We start from the raw sequence: 19,331 nt of genomic DNA, 5'->3' as shown, positions 1-19,331 counted from the left end.
GAACTGCGGGGTGGGGAGACATGACAGGTGGGCGAGTCCTCCTGCCGTCGGTGGGGTCAATCCTTCATCTGCAGCGCCCACTGCCGGGCATACAACCCGTCCAGGGCGAGCAGCTGTTGGTGTGTGCCTTGTTCGAGCACCCGGCCCTGATCGATGACCAGAATCCGGTCCGCATGGCGCAGGGTATTGAGGCGATGGGCAACGCTGATCACCGTGCGGCCGCGGACGATGCCCTGCAGGTTGGCCATCACCGCCGCTTCCGACTCGTAGTCCAGGGCACTGGTGGCTTCGTCCAGCAACAGGATGCCGGGGTTGGTCAGCAGGGCCCGGGCCAAGGCAATGCGTTGACGCTGGCCGCCGGAGAGCTGGCCGCCACGCTCGCCCACCTCGGTCTCGTAGCCCTGGGCCAGGGCCTCGATAAAAGGCGCCGCCCCGGCCAGACTGGCGGCGTGCCGCACCTCGGCGTCGCTGGCCTGAGGCCGGCACAGGCGAATGTTCTCGGCAACGCTGCCGGCGAACAGCACGCTTTCCTGGAGCACCACGCTCATGTTGCGGCGCAGGGCCACCGGGTCGGCGATGGCCAGGTCGATGCCATCCACCAGCACTCGGCCGTGCTGAGGCACATAGAGGCGCTGCAGCAGGCGGGTCAGGGTCGATTTGCCGGAACCGGAGGGCCCGGTAATGCCGACGAACTCGCCCGGCTGGATCTCCAGATCCAGCTGGCGCAGCACTTCCTGGCCGTCTTCCTCGTAGCGAAAACGCACCCCCTGGAAGCTCACCCCGCCCTGCAACGCCGGCACCGAAGCCAGACCGCCGCTGCCGCTTTCACAGTCGCTGTCGAGAATGTCCCCCAGGCGGCGCAGGGAAATCAGCGTGTGCTGAAAGTCCTGCCAGACCTGGGCCAGGCGCAGGATCGGCTCCACCACATGCCCGGCAAGCATGTTGAAGGCCACCAGTTGGCCGGGGCTCAACTGGCCATCCAGCACCAGCATCACGCCCCACCACAGCAACAGCGCCGCGGTCAGCTTCTGGATCAGGCCGATGCCCTGCCCGGCCCAGATCCCGACGACGCGGGTGTGGAACGCAGCACGTACATAGGCCGCCAGCTGGCGCTGCCACTGCTGCTGGAAGGCGCTTTCGATGGCCCCGGTCTTGATGGTCTCGATGCCGGTCACGGTCTCGGTGAGAAACGCCGTGTTGGCCGCATTCAACTCGTATTCGCGCAAGGCCCGGCTGCGCAGCAAGGGGCCCACGCACAGCCAGAAGAGGAAATGCAGGGCCAGGGAGCCCACCACCACCCAGGTCAGCAGCGGTGCGTAGCTGTACATCACGGCGATGAACAGCCCGCAGAACGCCAGATCCAGCACCAGGGTCAAGGCCGAGCCGGTGAGAAACTGGCGGATCTGTTGCATCTCACCGACCCGGGCGATGATCTCGCCGCTCTGGCGCCGCTGGAAATACCCCAGCGGCAGCTGGATCAGGTGCTGGTACAGGCGCGCGGACAGCTCGGCGTTGATCTTGCTCGCCACATTGCTGAACAGCCAGGATCGCAAGAGGCCGAACAAGGGCTCGAACAACGCCAGGGCCAGCATGGCGATACCCAGCACTTGCAGGCTCGACAGGCCGCGACTGACCAGGACCCGGTCGATGATGTTCTCGAACAGCAGCGGCGTGACCAGTGCTACTCCTTGCAGCATCAGCGACACCAGCAGCACGCTGCGAAACTGCCGCCCATGCTTGAGGATCGACGGCAGGAACCAGGAGACGCCGAAACCACTCGTCTTCAGTTGCACATGCCGCTCGGCCAGCAGCAACACCTCTCCCTGTCCCTGATCATGGCCTTGCCAGAGCGTCGCCAGCTCCTGGCGCGACAGGGTCTGGCATTGCCCCTGCAACGGCCAGAACACCCGGACCCGATCGCCCTCCACCGCGTCCAGCACCGCCCAGCCCCGAGTGGTATCCAGCAGCGCTGGTAGCGGCAGGTGATGCAGGCGCTGCACCCGGCTCTGTACTGCCCGTGCGCGCAGGCCGATCCAGCCGGCGCAGCGCCGCAGGTCAAGGCTGTCGGCCGGGCCTTCAACCCGTCCCAGGCGGTGAGTCAGCTGCGCCACGCTGATGCTCAGGTCGAAGCGCCGGGCAGCCCAGGCCAGGGCGTGCAGGCCAGTGTCGAGCATCGTCGATGATGGTTCAGAAGCCAGATCGAAGGCGTGGGTCATGTTCAACGCTCCCGCAACGCTTCGGACTGATACTCGCGAATCGGGCTCAGCAGGTAATTGATCACCCGTCGCTCACCGGTGCGAATCTCGCCGGTCACGCTCATGCCGGCCTGCAAGGGCATCCAGCCCTGCCCCGCAGCGATGGCCGCACGCTCCAGGCGAATCCGCGTAGGGAACACCAGCCCCAGCTGTTCGTCCTTGATGGCGTCACCGGAGACATGGGCCACGGTGCCGCGCAAGGTGCCGTAGCGGGTATAGGGAAACGCATCCACCTTGATCTCCACGGGCTGGCCGGCCTTGACGAAACCGACGTCCTTGTTCAGCACCATGACCTCGGCGTCCAGCTCGGCCCCCTCGGGCACGATCACCAGCAACTGCTGCGCCGCTTGCACGGCGCCGCCCAGGGTATGCACCGCCAGTTGCTGGACCACGCCGTCCACCGGCGCCAGCAGGGTTTGCAGGCGCTGCCGGTCGCGGCCACGGATCAGTTGCTGCTCGAGCACGGCGATCTCCTGCTGGCTGCGGTTGAGCAATTCATGCTGTTCGCGCTGGGTTCGGGCCAGGAAGCTGTCGCGCTGCTCCCGACGGTTCTGCGCCTGGGCCTTGAGCACCTGCAGCTCGGCCTGTTGCTGGGCCAGCGAACGCTCGACGTCCAGTTGCTCCTTTTCCTGCTCAAGCAATTCCACCAGGGGCATCAGTTGTTCGGCGGCCATCGCCCGGCGTGCATGGAGCCGTTTGCGCACATTGCTGGCCAGCTTGCCCAAGGCGCTGATCTCGCTGCCCCGAGCCCGCTGATTGGCCTGGTTGATGGCGATTTCGGCGTTGAGGCTGTCCAGGTTGGCGCTGATTTCCTTCCAGGTACTGAGCAGTTGCTCCCGGGCCGCCGCGGCCTGCTGTGCATCCAGGCCAGCAGGCGTCTGGTAGCTGTGCAAGGGCTCCGGGGTCAGCAGTGCGCGGGCCCGGGCCAGTTCCAGGCGCTTGAAGTCCAGTTGCGTGCGCAACTCACTGAGTTCGGCGTCGATGCCGATCGGGTTCAGCGCCACCAGCACCTCGCCGGCCTTGACCCGCTGCACGTCACGCACATGGATGGCCTGAACTTCACCCGCCTCGTGCGCCTGGATCACCTTGGTGTAGCTGGAGACCATGAGGCGCCCAGCGGCACTGGCATGAATGTCGAGAAAGCCGAGGATCGCCCAGCCCAGGGCCAGCAGGATCGCCAGGATCAGCAGCAATGCCGTGCCCCGGGCCCAGGGCGCGGGTGGCCGCTCGACAATTTCCAGGTAGCCGGGCTGAAACTCGTACTCGTCGCGGCTGCGCTTGAGCCGCGTCCGTGCGTCACCCAGGCGCTGCCAGGCGCGGCGCCAGCGAGACAACAGAGCGTCGAACATCATGACGCCTCCTTGCACAGCGCCTGCTGCAGCGCCCACAGCCGTGAGTAGCAACCGCCGTTGGCCAAGAGTTGCTGATGGCTGCCGGATTCGCTGATGCGCCCCTGCTCCAGGGCGATAATGCGTTGGCAATGCCGTACCGCAGACAGGCGATGGGCAATGATGATCACCGTGCGTCCCTGGGCGATGCTCGCCATGTTGTCCTGGATCAGCGCCTGGGATTCGTCATCCAGGGCGCTGGTGGCTTCGTCGAAAATCAGGATGCGCGGGTCGCCCATCAGTGCCCGGGCAATGGCGATGCGTTGCCGCTGGCCACCGGACAACGAGCTGCCGGCTTCGGCCAGCACCGTGTCGTAGCCCAGGGGCAGGCGCAGGATGAAATCATGGGCACCGGCCAGCCGTGCTGCAGCGATCACGCTTTCCAGGGAGGCCGTGGGATGCCGCAGGGCGATGTTGTGGCGCACGCTGCGGTTGAACAGGTAGTTTTCCTGGAGCACCACGCCAATCTGGCTGCGCAACCAGGCCGGCTGCAACTGATCCAGGGGCAAGCCGTCGATCAGGATGCGCCCGCCATCGGGGGTGTAGAGTTTCTGCAGCAAGCGGGTCAGTGTGCTCTTGCCGGACCCGGACGGCCCGACGATGCCCAGGGTCTGCCCCGCGGCGATCTGCAAGTCCAGGCCGCGCAGCACCCACGCAAGTTCCGGACGGTAGCGGAACACCAACTGTTCGATGCGCACTTCGCCGCGCAAGGCCTGTGCCGGGCGCAGATCCCCCTCGGCCTGCTCCACCGGCAGGTTGAGCATGTCGCCCAGTTTGTCCGCCGACACCCGCACCCGGACGAACTGCTGCCAGACCTCGATCAGCTTGGCCACAGGCTGGCTGACGTGGGACAGCATCATGTTGAAGGCAATCAATTGGCCGATGCTCATCTGCAAGTCGATGACACGGCTTGCGCCCCAGCAGATCACCGCCACCGCCGTGACTTTCTGCAACAGCATCACGGCCTGGCTGATGGCGCTGCCCAGGGTCTGGCTGGCAAACCCGGCCTCGACCATCTGCGCCGTCTGCGACTCCCAGCGACGCTGCATGCGCGGCTCCACCGCCAGACTCTTGATGGTTTCGCTGCTACTGACGCTTTCATTGAGAAAGGCCGTGTTGCGCGCCGCACTGTAGAACTGGCGCTCGATGCGTTTCTCCAGCGGGCCGGTGCTGAACCAGGCCAGCAGCGCATACAGTGGCAGGGTCAACAGCACCAGCAGGGTCAACGGCCAGGAAATCCAGGCCATGACCGCAAAAAACACCAGGGTGAAGGCCACGTCGACACACAGGGTCAGCAGCGAGCCGGTGAGAAACTCGCGGATGCTGTCCAGCTCCTGGACTCGGGTGATGATCGCCCCCACCTGGCGTTGCTTGAAGTACAGCAGCGGCAGGCCCAGCAGATGGCGCAACAGCTTCACCCCAAGGCCAATGTCGATGCGATTGGCAGTGTGCGCTGCCAGGTATTCACGCAAGCCCTTGAGCAGCACCTCGAACAGGCCCACCAGCACCAGGGTCATCACCAGCACGTCGAGGGTCGACAGCGCCCGGTGCACCATGACCTTGTCCATCACCGCCTGGAAGAACAACGGCGTCGCCAGGGCCAGCACCTGCAGCAACAGCGAGCACAGCAGCACTTCGCCCAGTATCCGCCGATGGCGCAGCAGCTCCGGAATGAACCACGACAGATCGAAGCGCAGACCGCTCTGGCGCAGGCGAATCACCTCCCCGCTCCACTGCTCGGCCAACTGCGGGCGATCGAGCATGTCCGGGGTTGGCACTGCAGGTCGCTGCACCAGGGCCTGCGTGTCCGAGAGCCGCGCCAGCAAAATGAAGTCGCCGCTGTGGTTGCGCCAGACAAGGGGCAGCATCTTCGGGGTCAGCCGGGTCAGCGCCAGACGTTCAAGGCGCAGATCGACGCCGGCGTTGCGTGCATAGTCCCTGACGGCCTGGCGCAGGTCCCGTGAGGGATGCGGGTGCAGGGCTTGCGGGTCCGCGGCTTGCGGCACGCGTTCCTGGGTCAGTTGCAGCAGCAGATGGCAGCAGGCCAAGGCTGAGTGAACGGCCGTATCGGCCGCGGCTGATGGGGCAGACAGCGCTATCATAGCGGAGCATCCGCTGAGGACGGGCTGCGGGTTGTTGCAGTATTGACTGGCATAGACCGCTCGTTTCTTGCTCCAGGGAGCATGGAGGCACGAACGCAGTCTGAGTCAGCCAATTACGAATGATAATCAGCAGTTTGATTGAAGCGTTTTAACTAAAACTTAAGGCTGTCCCGTAAATCCCCTGCATGCTCATACGGCGCATGCAGAGAGCCTGGCCCCAGACTGGTGAGGGTGGCGAGGCTACTGATATAGCGCTGCCCACGGCTGTTCAACCTGAGTATCAGCGCGTGCCAGTCAATGCCCTTACCGGTTGCGCGAGCCCTGAACCGTGATGGTTATCAGCGGTCAAAAAAATCCGTCAAACCCATTCATCTCTGCGCATAACCCTCTAATCTTGGCGGCACGTTTTGCAGGTCGTTGCGGGTCGGTCTCTGTACGTGTCGAATACGCAGCGTTAATCCGAGAGCATGAAATGCCACTGTTTGTTGAGTTACTGCCATGACTCATGTGAGTCAATCGTTGCGCCAGCGGGGGGCGCTGATCCTGACGACGCTGCTCGCTCTGATGGTCTGGGTGCCTTCAGGGTCTGGCGCAGAGTCCCCTAGCCTCGACCTGTACGTCGTCGACGCGCCGCCTTTATCGATGCTGGACCAGGCTGGCCTGCATGGCATCGTCGGCGACGCGACGCTGGAAGCGGCGACCCGCGCCGGTTATACCCTGCACTTCATAGAAGCGCCTTGGGCCCGAGCCCAGCAAAACGTGCGCAAAGGCGTCGACAAGCTGATCATTCCCCTGTCGCGCACGCCAGAAAGAGAGGCTGATTACACCTGGATCGCGCCCATCATGACCATGGACAGAGCGTTTTTCAGCCTCGATAAACGCGTCCAGAGCATGCAGCAAGCGCGGGAAACCTTTGCCCGTATCGCCGTTGGCCGCGGCAGCGCCCAAGAGCAAAAACTGCGGGCAGAGGGTTTTAGCGATACCCAGATTTATCCGTTTGAGATTGGTGAGAATCCGGCGCAATTGCTGCTGATGGGGCGCGTCGATGCCTGGTTCAATGGCATTCCTGAAACGCAAGCTATCTGGCGCAACGTGTCAAACAGGACGTTGCAGGTCAGTCCGTCCTTGATGAAGACCGATCTGTATCTGGCCTGCTCCAAACAGTGCAACGCGGTGTTCGTGCGCCACTTGAGGGCGGCAGTCGAGACGCTGCGCAAGGACGGCACGCTGGAGCGAATAAAAGACGCTTACCTGAAACAGCCGTGACCCGTTGCCCCGGCGCAGGTCCATCAGCACCCCGCGCCAAGGATCTGTTCGCGCAGTGCACAGCAGCACCTCGGCCCTGTACCAGGCTTGCGCTGGCGTCATGAACGCGAGCCTGGATGGGTGATCGTGCACGCCTCAACGCGAGAGCATGAAGGTCTCGTACTCCAGGTCATCCAGCGCCGTCGACAACCGCGCCAGCCCCAGCAATACGCAGATCAGCAGCGACAGGGTAAAGCCATAACCGAAATAACTCGGCCCCAGGTGCAGGCTCAGCAGGGTCAACGCAGCGTTGAGAGCGACGAAGAACAGGCACAGCTCCAGCACGATCGCTCGTTTGTCGAGGTAGAAAAACACGTTGAGGATCGCCATGAACACCACCTGGATGCTCACTCCGATCAGGTCGATGTAGAACAGCGGCAGGTAGTAGCTGGACATTCCCAGCCACTCCAGCAGGCGCGGGCCGAAGAGAAACAGCAGTACCACCGTCAGCCCCTGGACCTTGCAGATTTCCAGCAGGCCCTGGCGGATCGAGAAGGTCATCTCGGCTTTCAGCGAGCCGATATGCTGCAGGGTCTCGCCATCGCGCACCGCGCGGAACAGCCGGTCGTACCACTCGGCGAAGTCGGTTTCGATCCTGACCAGAAACACCGCCATACCGGGAATGATCGCCAGGTAGGCGAGGAAGATCGGCAAGTCGTACAGAATCGAGGCGCGCATCGGCCCGATCACCTGGCTCGAGGTGTCCGGGTTGAACCAGAAGATGAACTTGTCGATCCAGATGCCCAGGTTGTAGCAAAACCCGGTCAACAGCAGGCTGAGGAACACCTGACGGCGGTCGAGGAAGTCGAAGGCCACCAGCTTTTCGGCCCGGTACTCGCGCAGGATGTCGTAGAGAAACAGGAACAACAGTGAGCTGTGCCCCAGCAGCAACGCCAGCAACAGGCCTTCCATGCCCATGTGCCGGAGGAAGAAAGCGCTGCCGACCATCAGTCCATAGCCCACCAGCATCACCAGCAGGATGCGGTTATAGGCCTTCATCCCCGAGAGGAAGATGATTACCAGCCACAAGTTGCACAGCACCACGAAGTTGGCCAGGGTCAGCAGGCGGTAGATCAGCGGCTGGTCGAACAAGCTGGTCAACAGGAGAATGCCCAGCACCCCGGAGCCCAGGGTCACCAGCAGCAGCACACCCACCAGGTTCGGCAGGATCTGCTCGTACTTGCGCTCGAACAGGCGGTCGGAGACAAAACGGGTGAAGAACAGCTGCAAACCGCCGGTGAGGATCAGCGACGTGGCCATCAGGTAGGTCACGGTGATCAGGAACTGGCGGATCAGCACCTCCGGCACCACCAACCCCAGGCTGATGACCCCCACCAGCATCACGCTGAGAATCGACAGCACCCAGGGCCCGGAACTGATCAGGCCGGCATAGACGTAGGCGTGCAGCGTCGCCGTGTAGGAGTCGCGCGAGAGAATCTTGCGCAGTTCGAAACCAATGCCGGCCATTTACACAGCCTCCTTGTGTGCGGTGCCCATAGCCGTTTGATACAGCGCGCGATAGCGCTCGATCATCAGGGTTTCGCTGTAGTAACGGTGAACCCGCAACAAGCCGGCGGCCTGGGCGGACTTCCAGCGTTCGGGGCTGCGCAGCAGGTCGATGATCGCCTGGGACGTGGCCTGGGGATCGGCGATTGCCACCACCTCCCCGGCCAGCCCCAGATCGCGGTCGGCCGCCTCGCCGCCCTCGATCAGCTCACGGCAGGAGCCCACGTCGCTGCTCACCACCGGCGTACCGGCGGCCCAGGCTTCGAGAATCACCAGGGGCTGGGCCTCGCTGATGGAGGTCAGCACCATCAGGCCCAGTTGCGGCAGGATGTCCTGGATCTTCTGGAACCCGAGGAACAACACCTTTTGCTCCAGCCCGAGACTGGCCACCAGGCTGCGACACTCGGCGACGTATTCGGGGTCTTCCTCTTCCGGCCCGACGATCCAGCCTTCGACCTCGGGCATGACACTGACCACCCCGCGCATGGCCCGCAGGAAGGTCTTCACGTCCTTGATCGGCACTACCCGGCCGATCAGCCCGACCACCGGGGCGATGCCATCGGCCCGGGACTCCAGGGCCTGGGTCCAGACGTCCAGGTCGATGCCGTTGGGAATCACCTGGCTGCGCTCGGCCGGAGCACCGTCCTTGATCTGGCGCTGACGGTTGCCGTCGTACAGGGCGATGATCTGGTCAGCGCTTTCATAGACCAGATGACCGATGCGCTCGAAGAAGCGCACCCAGAGTATGCGGATGTACCCCGAGCCGGTGTCCATGCTGTCGTTGAGCGCCTGGTTGCTGCTTTCAGCGATCCAGCTGGCCTGAGCCAGGTCGATCTTGCGCTCCTTGGTGTAGATCCCATGTTCGCTGAGCAGCAACTGGCAGCCCCACAGTTGCTTGAGAATGCAGCCCACCAGCCCGGCATAACCGGTTGAAATCGAGTGCAGAACCCGAGCCCGCGGCATGCGCCGCGCGGCATCGGCCAACATCAGCAACGGCGACTGCATGGTGCGCAGGGTCCAGAAATAGTTGACGAAGGACGGATCGGCACAGTGCTGTTCGTAACCTTCGGTCAGTGCCTCCCAACTGGGGCGACTGTAGAGCACGTCATCCAGGGTGATACGCGCCTGGGCCAGGGAATCGAGCACGCCAATGCCCAGTTCGGCGGCTGGCTTCTCCGGGTTGTGCAGGTAACGGTACAGGTTGCTCAACTCGTCCAGGGACGCGGTGTGGGCGACTCGCTTGTGCTTGGGATTGCGCCAGGCCTCCTCCAGATACACTTCTTCGATGTGCACCACGTTGACTGGAATCTCATAGCGGCGCTGACCGTAGGCTTCGCGCTGGCCACCAATGAACAGTACGGAAAAGGTCAGTTGCGGCAGTCCGAGGATCATCTGGTGAATCCAGCTGGACACACCGCCGCGCACATAAGGCCAGGTGCCCTCGAGCAGCAGGCAGACATCGGCAATGGGCGTTGGGTTGACGGCGGTTTTCATGTCCAGGTCCTTACCAGCCCGGCAAAGGGCGGACGTTGTTGCATCTGCGGCGGCAAGCTTTTCAACAGCGCGGGAATCTCTGAATAGTTTCCGGTTTCAAAGGCGATTTCGGCACGGAACGGCAAGACCTTGGCCGGGTCCATGCCCGCTTCCTGGGCCTGGTGCATATGCAGTCGCGCTTTGCCGATGTCGCCACGCTCAAGGGCAATACGCCCGGCCAGCAACAGCAACTCGCCGCCCTCTCCCGCCTCCAGCGCCAGCTCGGCATGCTCGCCGGCTTGCCCCAGCACGTGCTGCTGAACGCTGCCCTGGGCCAGGCCCAGGTAGGCCAGTTCCCAGTACCAGCGCGCCAGGGTGGCATGCAAGGCGCCGGCCTTCTTGGGCGCGGCACCGGGCAACTGTTCGAGGGACGTCTGGATGCGCTGGTTGATGTCGGTTTCCTGCTTGTCGAGCATCGAATACGCCAGCAGGCGCACATCGTCGCTGGGATCGCCCAGGGCCAGCTTGAGGATCGGCACCGCTTCCTTGCCCGGCATCTTGCGGGTGGCGAGCAGCGCCGCCAGGCGCTGGTCGGGGTCCGGAGCGTGGCGCAGCACGTCCTGCAAGCCGCTGTCGCCGAAGGTCGGCGAATGCAGATGGGACTGTGCGCGAAACGGCAGGTCAGGAATGCCAACCGCCTGCCACATCTGCGTCTCGCGCTTGCGCGGCAGGTACAGCGCCGGAAAGATCGCGGCAATCACCCCGACCGAACCCAGCAGCGGCACAAAGAACGCCAGGCTGAAAATGAACAGCGGGCTCCAGGGCAGCGGCCGGCGATAGCGCGCCGGCAACAGCAGCCACACCGCCGCCGTCAGCAGGCCGCAGGCGATACCGTGGGACATTGCATACAGCAGCGCGGTCTGCAGGTCGGGCAACTGCGCCGTCAGGCTGGCCCAGCTCCCCACCTCGAAAAACAGCGCTCCGCTAAACAGCCACTTGCTGATCATTCAGGCCACACTCGTTGTACAGGAAGTTACGCAGCCCATCGCGTTGCCGGGCCGACTCCAGGTCGTAAGGCAGCACCGTGACCCCCAGGCCGGCCAGGTCCACGCTCATGCCGAAGTGCTCGTGAACCAGCTTGCCCAGGCGCGTCAGGTAGCCTTGGGCCCCCTCGGCACTGGTCAGTGGCAACAGCACCAGCAACAGCCCGTGCCCGCGACTGTTGACAAGGCTCAGGTGCAGGTCCAGTCCGCGCTGGCTGCGTTCGAACAGCCGCGCCAGTTCATCGTTGGGCTGGGTCAGTTCAAAGGCATAGAGGCATCCGGACAGGCCGTGTTGCTCGACGTCCACCAGCGAACGCTTGAGCTGGCGGGTGAAGTGCTGGGCATCGGCGTTTTCCAGCTGCAGCACCTGTGAGTCAGGGTGCAGCAGGTCGGCGATATGCCCCGCCAGCAGCGCCAGCAGGCTGAGGGTGCGCTCCTGGAAGGCAAAGAACGGCATCTGCCGCACCGCGAGGATCGCCAGCACCCGCCCCTGGGTGTCCACCAAGGGAATACAGGCCTGCAGCGACGACACCGAAGCCTGTCCGCCGCTGTCGAGCAGTTCTTCACGCACACTCACCAGTTCTTCACGCTCCAGGCACAAGCGCACCAGCAGGTCCTTGTTGTCCAGGGGGCCCATGGTCCCGGTGGAGGCCAGCAAGGTCAGGGTCGGTGGTGCGCTGCCGGCCTGCTCCACACGGTACAGCCCGGCCACTCGCAACGAGCCGTACTGGCCCAGCAGGGTCAGCACCGGCTCGGCCAGCAGGGTCAGCGAATCATCGCCATTGGGCACCGCACGCAGGCGCTCGCGCAGGCCCAGCAACGAACTGCGCAGGCTCTGGTCGCTGCCGGCCAGGCGCTGCTCCAGGCGATCATGGGACACCCGCAGGATCTGGTGCGCCCGGGTGAAATCGTCGAGCCGGTACTGGCGATACTCGTTGGCCATCTGCAAGCGCAACAGTCGTCGCTCCCACAGGTCGCGCACCTCGCCGACGAGCATGCCGCAGACCAGCACGCCGACAATGTAGGACGGCGCGATCTGCGCGTAACCCGCCAGCCCCGACTGACGCAGAATGAAGAATGCCGCCACCAGCAGGCTGGCGCTGATCAGGCCGCGGACAAACCCGTAGCGCACGCCCAGCAACAACGGCGCCAGCACTGACCAGGGAAACTCGCCCTGCACTTGCAAAGGGTCCTGTGGCGCCAGCCACAGTCCCACGCCGATGACTAGAGCCGTCACCAGGAATGTTTCCAGCCATGACGCCGGACCGCTGGCGCGGGGCGCCAGCGCGTAGTCCATGTGTGGAGAGCTCATGACAGTTACTCGATCCTAAGGCCACCGACAAGCTTGTCGAGCACCTTCTGCGCGGCGCCAGCCAGGCTTTCGCGGGACCAACCGGCGCGGGCGCCGCTATTGCTCCAGAGCACTTTGCCGGTGCCCGCCTCGACCACCCGCAGGCTGATGCCCACCGCCGGCTCGCCATCCAGGCCATTCTTGTACTGCCACTCTTCAACGCTGCCGGACACCACATAGTCGAGCTTCTGCTCACGGGCCCAATCCATGGCGCCGGCCAGACGCTCGTTGTCGTCGAGCAGGGCCTGCTCGCCCTGCCCCGGCGCGCCGCTATAGACCTGGGGTTGCAGGCCGCGGCTGCTCAGCACACTCAACAGAATCTGCTCACTGCGCTCCCCGGCCTGGGGCGTCTGGGAATAGTTGACCAGCGGCAGCACGCCCCAACGCGCACTCTTCGACAGCTCAGGGCTGTCTTGACCGGTAAAGCTCGTGCAGCCGGCCATCAGCAAAGCGGCCATCGCCAGACTCACGCAACGAATGGATTGCATAAGGTTCACTCCTCTTTTAATTCCATGATCAGCGTCCGAAACGCACGCTGTAGCTGACACCTGCGGTGCCGCCGGACTGGCCAGTTCCGCCTTGAGGCGCCGACTGGTAGCCGAAGGTCACTGCCAATTCGTCATCCCCTATGACCTCGGTGCCGATACCGGTACTGATGGCGTAGTTGATGGTGTTGTCGGTCCACTGCCAGCCGGAGCTGACGTCCACCAGCCAGGTGTACTGCCCACGTGTGCGGTTCAGTGCCCCCGGGAAGCCACGGCGCCACGAACTGCCAAAGAACAGTTGGCCGTAGCGTTTCTGCAGCAGGGTCTGGCTGTTGATCTGGTTCGGATTGTCGAGTTCGGCCCCGATCAGGTCGATGCCTCCGCCCAGGGTATTGGCCAGGTTGGGCAGCGAGCGGTTGTTCAGGCTGTTTTGCTGGTAGTCGATACCGCTGCGCAATTCCCAGTTCGGCCCCTCGAACTGCAAGGTGTGGTCGAACTCGATCTTCAACGCCTGGCCACTGCCCAGGTCGTCGCCACTGCGGGTCGAGAACCAGCGCTGGGCCAGGCTCCAGGACAACTGGTCACGGGCCGAATAGCGATGCCGGCCGCCGACCCAGACATCATCCTGTCGGCCGAAGGTGCGCATGTATCCGCTGTCCTCGTTCTTGCGATGCCAGTCGGCGCCGACGTCCAGTTCGTTGCCGCTGTCCACCTGCCAGGTGCGGCTGGCGCCCAGGCCGTTGCGGTCATCGTCCTTGCGCAGGCTGCTGTCGAAGATCAGCTTGTAGTTGCCGTTCTCCAGTTGCCGCTGCAAGGTCAATTCGGTGTTGGTCTCATTGCCCAGGCGCGATTCATCGAGGACATCGCCACTGTATCGGCCCTGCTCCAGTACCAGCTTGGCGTACCAGTTGTCGTTCAAGTAACGCGCCGCGGTGAGGCGTGGGCCGTTGAACACCAGTCCGCCGTAGTCCTGGCGGTCCCAGGCGATTTGCACACCCTGGGGCGTACGCTCGGTCAGCTCGATGGCCTGGCGCCGCAATTGCTCACGGAGCGCCGCTGGCTGGTCCTCGCCCAGCGCCGACAGGTCCACCGCCAGTGCTTCGCCGCTGCGCCCCAGGCTGTTCAGGGCCTCGGCCTGCTGCGCCGGGTCCAGATCGCCGCTGGCCACCAGTCGTTCCAGGGCCTGGCGGTTGTTGCCGCGCAGGGCTTCCTGGATCTGCTCGTAGCGACTGATTTTCAGGCCGCGGGCGCGAGCCCAGGCCAGCCATTCATCCTTCTGCGCCGACTGATTGATGTCGTCCAGGCGTGCCAGCATCTGGTCGAACCACAGCTGCAGCATCGGCTTGGAGCCGTCCTGCCATTGCATCGCCTTGTTCTGCGCCTTGCGCGACGAGTAGCTGCTGGCCACCAGGCGCAGCCAGGTCGCATAGCCCTGGGGCGTGGCGCGGATCTGTTCAGGCGTCACTTCGCGATTGAGCTTGAGCCGCAAGCGCTGGGCCGAGTCGGCATAACCTGCGCCTTCCAGGGCATCGGCGTAGGCTGCCTGGACCATCCAGTCCTGAGGGTTGGCCTGCAGGTAGAGGCGGTACCAGGCCAGGGCCTCGGTATTGCGCCCGAGCAACTGACTGGCCGCGGCAAACGGCAGCCACAGGGTGCTGTCACCACGGGCCAGGGAGCGCCATTGCTGCAACAGCGGCTTAAGCTCGCCGGTGCGACCCAGGTCGACATACAGCCACATCAGGCGTTCGCGGAAGGTGTTGTCATCCGGGAAGCGGCTCAAGCCCAGGCGATACAGGCGCAGGGCCTCGTCGGTGTGGCCCTGCTGCACCGCCAGTGCACCGCGGGCGGCCAGGACCTGGGAGCGGTCGGAGGCATCCGGGTACTGATCGGCTTCCTTGAGCAGGTCGACCACCAGTGGCCAGTCCTGAAGCTCCTGGGCCAATTGCAGGGCCGCAATCAGGCGCTGCGGATTGTGCTCCCGGCGCCAGCTGTCGACGGTCAACTGCAAGGCCTTGCGCGGATCGCGGACGCGATAGAGAGCGATCAATTCACTCTCGTCACCGCTATTGAGCGAGCCCTTGATGGCCAGCATCTTCTCCAGTGCCAGTTGCAGTTCATCGTCCAACTCCAGGTCCCAGGCCAGGGCGGCACGGGACTGCCAGTAGTTGAGGTCGTCGATCTTGTTGCCGTCGACTGCGGTGATCACCTTCCAGGCCGACTGGCTGTCAAACAGCTTGAGGTGGTTGTTGGCCCAGTCCACCCGCTCGGTGCTGGTCAACGGATAAAGGCCGGCGAAGCGCTTCCAGACCACCAGCCGCTCCGGGTACTGCTCGGTGTTTTCCAGGTTCTGCAACAGGCGGACCCAGGCCAGACGGTGTTTCGGGTATTTGGCGACATAGCGGCGCAGCCACTTTTCCCCCTGCTCGGGCGTGCCCCGAGATTCTTCGGCGTACACCAGGGCATCGAGCTCGATATTGCTCAGGGCCCGGGTCTCCATGATCCCCGCCAATAGCGGAATGCCCCGGTCGAAATCGTAGGTCTGCATCGCCAGGCGCCAGGTGTGCTCGAACTCGGCCGGGTTGTGACGCAGCTTGCTCAGGCTGATCCAGTAGCCCAGCGCCGAGGCCGAGTCGCCCTGCCATTCGGCAAGATGGGCCATCTGCTCCAGCAGCAGCGGATCATCCGGGTGCAGTTCAAGCAGTTGCGTGCCCACTGCATGCGCACCTTCGAGGTCGCCGAAGGCCAGGCGCTGCTTGAATTCCTTGGCCAGGATTTCCGGGCTGTCGGGCTGCAATTTGCGCCAGGCGCTAAAGAATTGTTCGGCCAGGTCCGGGCGGTTGTGCGCTACCGCCACATCGACGCCCTGGTCAAGCAGTGCCGGGTCCAGTTCCCCCGGCTGGGCAGCCAACTCCCGGGCCAGCAGCTCGGCGGCCTCGTCGCCGCGATCCGCGGCCACCAGGGTCTTGAAGGCTTGCTCAAGCAGCGGGCGACGGGCTTCCGGCGTCTGGCTGGCGTCGAGCAATTGCACATAGAGATCGGCGGCGCGCCCGGGTTGCTCGCTGGCCTGGTACCACTTCGCCGCCTCGGGCAGCCATTGATCGCGCTGCTTGGGATCGCGGCGCGCCAGTTCGGTATAGACATCCGCTGCCAGTCCCGGGGCCTGGGCACTCAGGGCCAGCGTCGCCAGGCGCTCGAGCTGCGGGCTGGGCAGTGTCTTGTAGTCAAAGGCCTTGAAGCGCTCGGCCAGGGCCTGCAACGCTGCGCTGTCGGTGCTGTTGTTCAATGCCAGGGCATCGAGCTGCAAGCGGTAGTAGGCCTTCAGCGCGGGATCGGGCTGTGGCCACTGCGCCAGGTGTTTTTCCGCTCTCGAGTAATCGCCCAGCTGAATCAGCAGGTCGAGCAACTGGGTGCGCAACTCGTTGTTGTCCGGGTGGGCCGCCAGCAGCACCTCGGCATAGCTGGCGGACACTTCGTCCGGTTGGCCGCCCTTGGGACGGAACGCATCTTCGTTGCGATAGGTCGCCCACAGCAGCACGCCGACGACAATCGCCACCAGCAGCAATGCCCAGGGATTGAGCAGCCGCGCGCGTGGGGCCTTAGTTGCAGAAGAGTTGGGCATCACTCACCTGCTTCATGGGAAGTTGGAAATGCCACAGGCCCTGCTCGGACTTGCCGGCATAACGTTGGCCCTGGACCTCGACCCGACAGGCGCTGGCCGAGCGCACCGAAAACTCCAGGTTGAATTGACCGGCAAAAGAGAACGTCACCTGTCGGTCGCTCACATAACGCCAGTCCCGCAGGGGAATGTTCGCCAGCTCCAGTGCCGGACGTGGATCACGCTCAGGGCGCAGGGCCAGCAGCGCATGCTCGCGGCTCAAGGCCACATAACGCCCCTGAGGCAGATCGCGGACCCCCGCTACGCCCTGGGAACGGCCAAGGTCCGGCCAGCCCAGCGCCGGGTCCAGGCGCAGGGTGCGCAAGCCGTCCATGCCGCGAACCTGCCAGTCACCGTTGACGGTGCGGGCCAGGCTGGCCTGGTACAAACCATGGACCCGATCGAGGTAGTCGCTCATCCACAAGGACATGGGCTGCTGGCCACGCATGAACTGGTAAATGTCGGTCATGGCCTTGATCGACGCCTGTTTGGTCCCCGAATAGAAGTGGTAGTACAGGTGAATGCCCCGCAGGCGCCGTGGGCTGTCGGTCAGCTCGAAGGTGTCGATCACGTCGCGAAAGCCGTAATACGGACCTTTCCAGAGGTTGGTGTACATGTTCTCGTTGATCACCGGTGCGTAGTACTGCAAGCCGCCTTTGGTGGGACGCAACAAGGGGTACAGGCCGGTCAGCGACGAATTGGCCTTGGTCAGGATGGTCTGCCCGCCGTTGACGTTTTTCAGTCCGGCGTCGTAGGCCAGCTTGATGGTCTCGGCGCTGGGCAGCGCATCCCCCGGCCAGAAGACCAGCTTCACCGGTTTTTGTGCGGTGGTCAGGCGGCTATTGATGTAGTCCCGCGAGCCAAGGATCTCGCGCTTGTAATCCAGGTTCTTGTACCCCGGGATATTCAGGCGCAGACCGTATTCGGCGTGGAAATCCTCGTCCTTCTTGGCCTTCTCCGGCTGCATGTAGAACGGGTGACTGTAAGTGTGAGTGGCCACCTCGACCTTGGGGTCGGCAAAGATCTCCTGGGCGATCGGCTCCAGTTCCCTGGCGAGGAACGGCGACATGCCCTTGGGGCCGATTTCCCCTTCGATGATCGACACCGAGGTCAGGTACGGGTTGGGACGAATGTAGTCATCCAGCACCTGGCGCCCGGAATACGGGGTGCCGCGCACTTCGGCATGGGAGGGAAAGCCATCGCCGTCGATATGCACGGTGGCGATCCGCCGGCCGTTCTCGGTGGTGGTGTCCGGGCGCGGTTGCGCCGGCAGACGCAGGGCCTTCTGGATAAAGGCGAAGGGGTCGAGAATCCAGCGGCTGCGCTCGACGTTGGCCTCCACCACATAAGGTGCCAGGGCCATGCCGCCCCAGCTGCCGATGGCCACGGGGGCGTACTTGCCACCCTTGTCATCCCCCAGCAACAGCGCCGGTTTCGGCCCATCGGGCAGCAGCGTCACTCGGGTCAATTCACGGGTACGGGCCACCACCGGTGCTTCGAAGCCACCGATCAGCGACTTGTCCTGGCTCAGCACGTGCAGTGCTCCACGGGCCCCCGGCGCCGCGAGGTTCAACCCCAGGCGCTTGAGTAATGCGCGATCCTCGATCGGCAGCCCGGCCATGATGGCCAGCGGCACCTGTTCGTCCAGGCGCTGGCCAAGCCAGCTATTAAAGGCACGACTGTCCTGGGGCGGGCCGCTGGTCATCCACAGCACCACCCCGGCGTAGAGGCCGGCGAAGCTGTAGGACGGCAGACTGTCATCGGCCGGCAGGTAGTCGACCCGATAACCCAGGTATTCCAGCAGGCCGCCCAGCATCCGGTGTCCGGCGTGATCGTAGAGTTCGCCCTCACGCGGGTCGTAGAGCATGGCGATGCGGCGCGGCTGCACTTCCACGGTGCTCATGCTGATGGCATTGAGGTCCGGGGTGGTGACCACCGGGATAAAGCCTTCCTGACTCAATTGGCGCACCAGCTTGCGCGCCTCTTCACGACGGTTGGGCGGCAAGTAGTCGATGGCCACCAACGGAATGTTTTTCGCACGCAGCGGCTTGAGCTCGCCTTCGAGCCAGTTGCGATCGGACTCGGAAACCGGGCGATAACGCTTGGCCGAGGCGTCCCAGCCGGCGTGGATCGATTCCACGGCCACGGCCGAGGCGACACCATCGAGCTCGCCCAACACCTCGAACCCCCGGTTGAAGAACAGCTTGAGGTTCGGCTGGCGGCTGTGCAGTTCCCGCAGGAACGAGGCCAGAGCCTGGCGTTGCGGTTCGCGATTGGCTTCGGGGAGCAACTGAAAACTGTCCAGGGTATCGAGGAACAGACCGGCATAACCCTGGTCCTGCAACGCCTTGGCACGCTTGAACAGGTGTTCGCGCCAGGCCGGTGTGGCGATATCCATCACCTGGCTGTTCCACGCCTTGTTGCGGGTGGCGCTGGCCCCCTTGCTCAAGGCTTCCTTGTCCAGTGCAGCGCGATCACCGTCGAACTCACCCACCGACAGGTAGGCGAACGGCTGGCTGCCCAGCTTGCGCAAAGTGGCGACATCCCCGGGGGCCATATGGCCGGGTTCGACCACCGCCCATTCGAACTGCGCCAGCTCCGGCAGCGGCGGTTGCTCGGCGTACCAGAAGCCGACGCTGGCGGGAGCTGCCGGTGCGGCCTGCACCAGCGAATTCGTGGCACACAAGGCTAATGCAGTAAACAGACGCCGTACCACTGTGCAGACACTCCCCCGGCGAAACTCCATGTCCATAACTCACTCTTCAAGT

General features: G+C 64.1%; 11 protein-coding genes. 1 reads left to right on the top strand and 10 read right to left on the bottom strand.

Features of this window, described 5'->3' with window-relative positions:
• Nucleotides 1-56 precede the first annotated feature (56 nt).
• From P7C00_RS16155 to P7C00_RS16145, 3 genes are read right to left on the bottom strand one after another with little or no spacing between them, the layout of a single operon-like run.
• Nucleotides 57-2,216, bottom strand: coding sequence for a type I secretion system permease/ATPase (locus P7C00_RS16155; RefSeq protein ID WP_404936830.1), 2,160 nt, complete (start codon nucleotides 2,214-2,216; stop codon nucleotides 57-59).
• Between the two features lie 2 nt (nucleotides 2,217-2,218).
• A complete protein-coding gene (locus P7C00_RS16150) occupies nucleotides 2,219-3,607 on the bottom strand; it encodes an HlyD family type I secretion periplasmic adaptor subunit (RefSeq protein WP_404936829.1) in 1,389 nt (462 codons plus the stop codon).
• Entirely contained in the window at nucleotides 3,604-5,745 is a 2,142-nt protein-coding gene (locus P7C00_RS16145) for a type I secretion system permease/ATPase (protein WP_404936828.1), read from the bottom strand. The genes P7C00_RS16150 and P7C00_RS16145 overlap by 4 nt, the downstream gene beginning before the upstream one ends.
• A gap of 498 nt (nucleotides 5,746-6,243) precedes the next feature.
• On the opposite strand from P7C00_RS16145, the gene P7C00_RS16140 reads away from it, so the two are divergent.
• The gene (locus tag P7C00_RS16140) at nucleotides 6,244-7,011 is read left to right on the top strand and encodes a substrate-binding periplasmic protein (protein WP_404936827.1); all 768 of its coding nucleotides are present in this window, start codon (nucleotides 6,244-6,246) and stop codon (nucleotides 7,009-7,011) included.
• A 135-nt stretch (nucleotides 7,012-7,146) separates the two neighbouring features.
• Here P7C00_RS16140 and pelG read toward each other — a convergent pair whose 3' ends face one another.
• From pelG to P7C00_RS16105, 7 genes are read right to left on the bottom strand one after another with little or no spacing between them, the layout of a single operon-like run.
• Nucleotides 7,147-8,517 (bottom strand): exopolysaccharide Pel transporter PelG, encoded by a 1,371-nt coding sequence (gene pelG, locus P7C00_RS16135; protein ID WP_346632981.1) that lies wholly within the window; start codon nucleotides 8,515-8,517, stop codon nucleotides 7,147-7,149.
• On the bottom strand, nucleotides 8,518-10,050 hold the full coding sequence (gene pelF / locus P7C00_RS16130) for a GT4 family glycosyltransferase PelF (protein WP_404936826.1): 1,533 nt from the start codon (nucleotides 10,048-10,050) through the stop codon (nucleotides 8,518-8,520).
• Nucleotides 10,047-11,036 (bottom strand): HEAT repeat domain-containing protein, encoded by a 990-nt coding sequence (locus P7C00_RS16125; protein ID WP_346632979.1) that lies wholly within the window; start codon nucleotides 11,034-11,036, stop codon nucleotides 10,047-10,049. The genes pelF and P7C00_RS16125 overlap by 4 nt, the downstream gene beginning before the upstream one ends.
• On the bottom strand, nucleotides 11,014-12,384 hold the full coding sequence (locus P7C00_RS16120) for a PelD GGDEF domain-containing protein (RefSeq protein WP_346632978.1): 1,371 nt from the start codon (nucleotides 12,382-12,384) through the stop codon (nucleotides 11,014-11,016). Before P7C00_RS16120 ends, P7C00_RS16125 begins: the two co-directional genes overlap by 23 nt.
• Before the next feature lie 5 nt (nucleotides 12,385-12,389).
• Complete coding sequence (locus P7C00_RS16115; RefSeq protein WP_102865063.1) at nucleotides 12,390-12,911, bottom strand: penicillin-binding protein activator LpoB; 522 nt, start codon at nucleotides 12,909-12,911, stop codon at nucleotides 12,390-12,392.
• A gap of 28 nt (nucleotides 12,912-12,939) precedes the next feature.
• Nucleotides 12,940-16,527, bottom strand: a complete 3,588-nt coding sequence (locus P7C00_RS16110) for a tetratricopeptide repeat protein (RefSeq protein ID WP_404936825.1) — start codon at nucleotides 16,525-16,527, stop codon at nucleotides 12,940-12,942.
• Entirely contained in the window at nucleotides 16,505-19,315 is a 2,811-nt protein-coding gene (locus P7C00_RS16105; protein WP_346632976.1) for a bifunctional glycoside hydrolase 114/ polysaccharide deacetylase family protein, read from the bottom strand. The genes P7C00_RS16110 and P7C00_RS16105 overlap by 23 nt, the downstream gene beginning before the upstream one ends.
• Nucleotides 19,316-19,331: the final 16 nt, after the last annotated feature.

It is taken from the genome of Pseudomonas sp. JDS08PS003 (assembly GCF_045013505.1).
GTDB lineage: Bacteria > Pseudomonadota > Gammaproteobacteria > Pseudomonadales > Pseudomonadaceae > Aquipseudomonas > Aquipseudomonas protegens_B.
Note: the sequence above shows the minus strand (reverse complement) of the source record. Positions and strands in the feature narration are given on the sequence as shown.

Excerpts from the sequence above, each read along its gene's own strand:
- P7C00_RS16155 (WP_404936830.1), bottom strand. The coding sequence starts at position 2,216 with ATGACCCACGCCTTCGATCTGGCTTCTGAACCATCATCGACGATGCTC.
- P7C00_RS16150 (WP_404936829.1), bottom strand. The coding sequence starts at position 3,607 with ATGATGTTCGACGCTCTGTTGTCTCGCTGGCGCCGCGCCTGGCAGCGC.
- P7C00_RS16145 (WP_404936828.1), bottom strand. The coding sequence starts at position 5,745 with ATGATAGCGCTGTCTGCCCCATCAGCCGCGGCCGATACGGCCGTTCAC.
- P7C00_RS16140 (WP_404936827.1), top strand. The coding sequence starts at position 6,244 with ATGACTCATGTGAGTCAATCGTTGCGCCAGCGGGGGGCGCTGATCCTG.
- pelG (WP_346632981.1), bottom strand. The coding sequence starts at position 8,517 with ATGGCCGGCATTGGTTTCGAACTGCGCAAGATTCTCTCGCGCGACTCC.
- pelF (WP_404936826.1), bottom strand. The coding sequence starts at position 10,050 with ATGAAAACCGCCGTCAACCCAACGCCCATTGCCGATGTCTGCCTGCTG.
- P7C00_RS16125 (WP_346632979.1), bottom strand. The coding sequence starts at position 11,036 with ATGATCAGCAAGTGGCTGTTTAGCGGAGCGCTGTTTTTCGAGGTGGGG.
- P7C00_RS16120 (WP_346632978.1), bottom strand. The coding sequence starts at position 12,384 with ATGAGCTCTCCACACATGGACTACGCGCTGGCGCCCCGCGCCAGCGGT.
- P7C00_RS16115 (WP_102865063.1), bottom strand. The coding sequence starts at position 12,911 with ATGCAATCCATTCGTTGCGTGAGTCTGGCGATGGCCGCTTTGCTGATG.
- P7C00_RS16110 (WP_404936825.1), bottom strand. The coding sequence starts at position 16,527 with ATGCCCAACTCTTCTGCAACTAAGGCCCCACGCGCGCGGCTGCTCAAT.
- P7C00_RS16105 (WP_346632976.1), bottom strand. The coding sequence starts at position 19,315 with ATGGACATGGAGTTTCGCCGGGGGAGTGTCTGCACAGTGGTACGGCGT.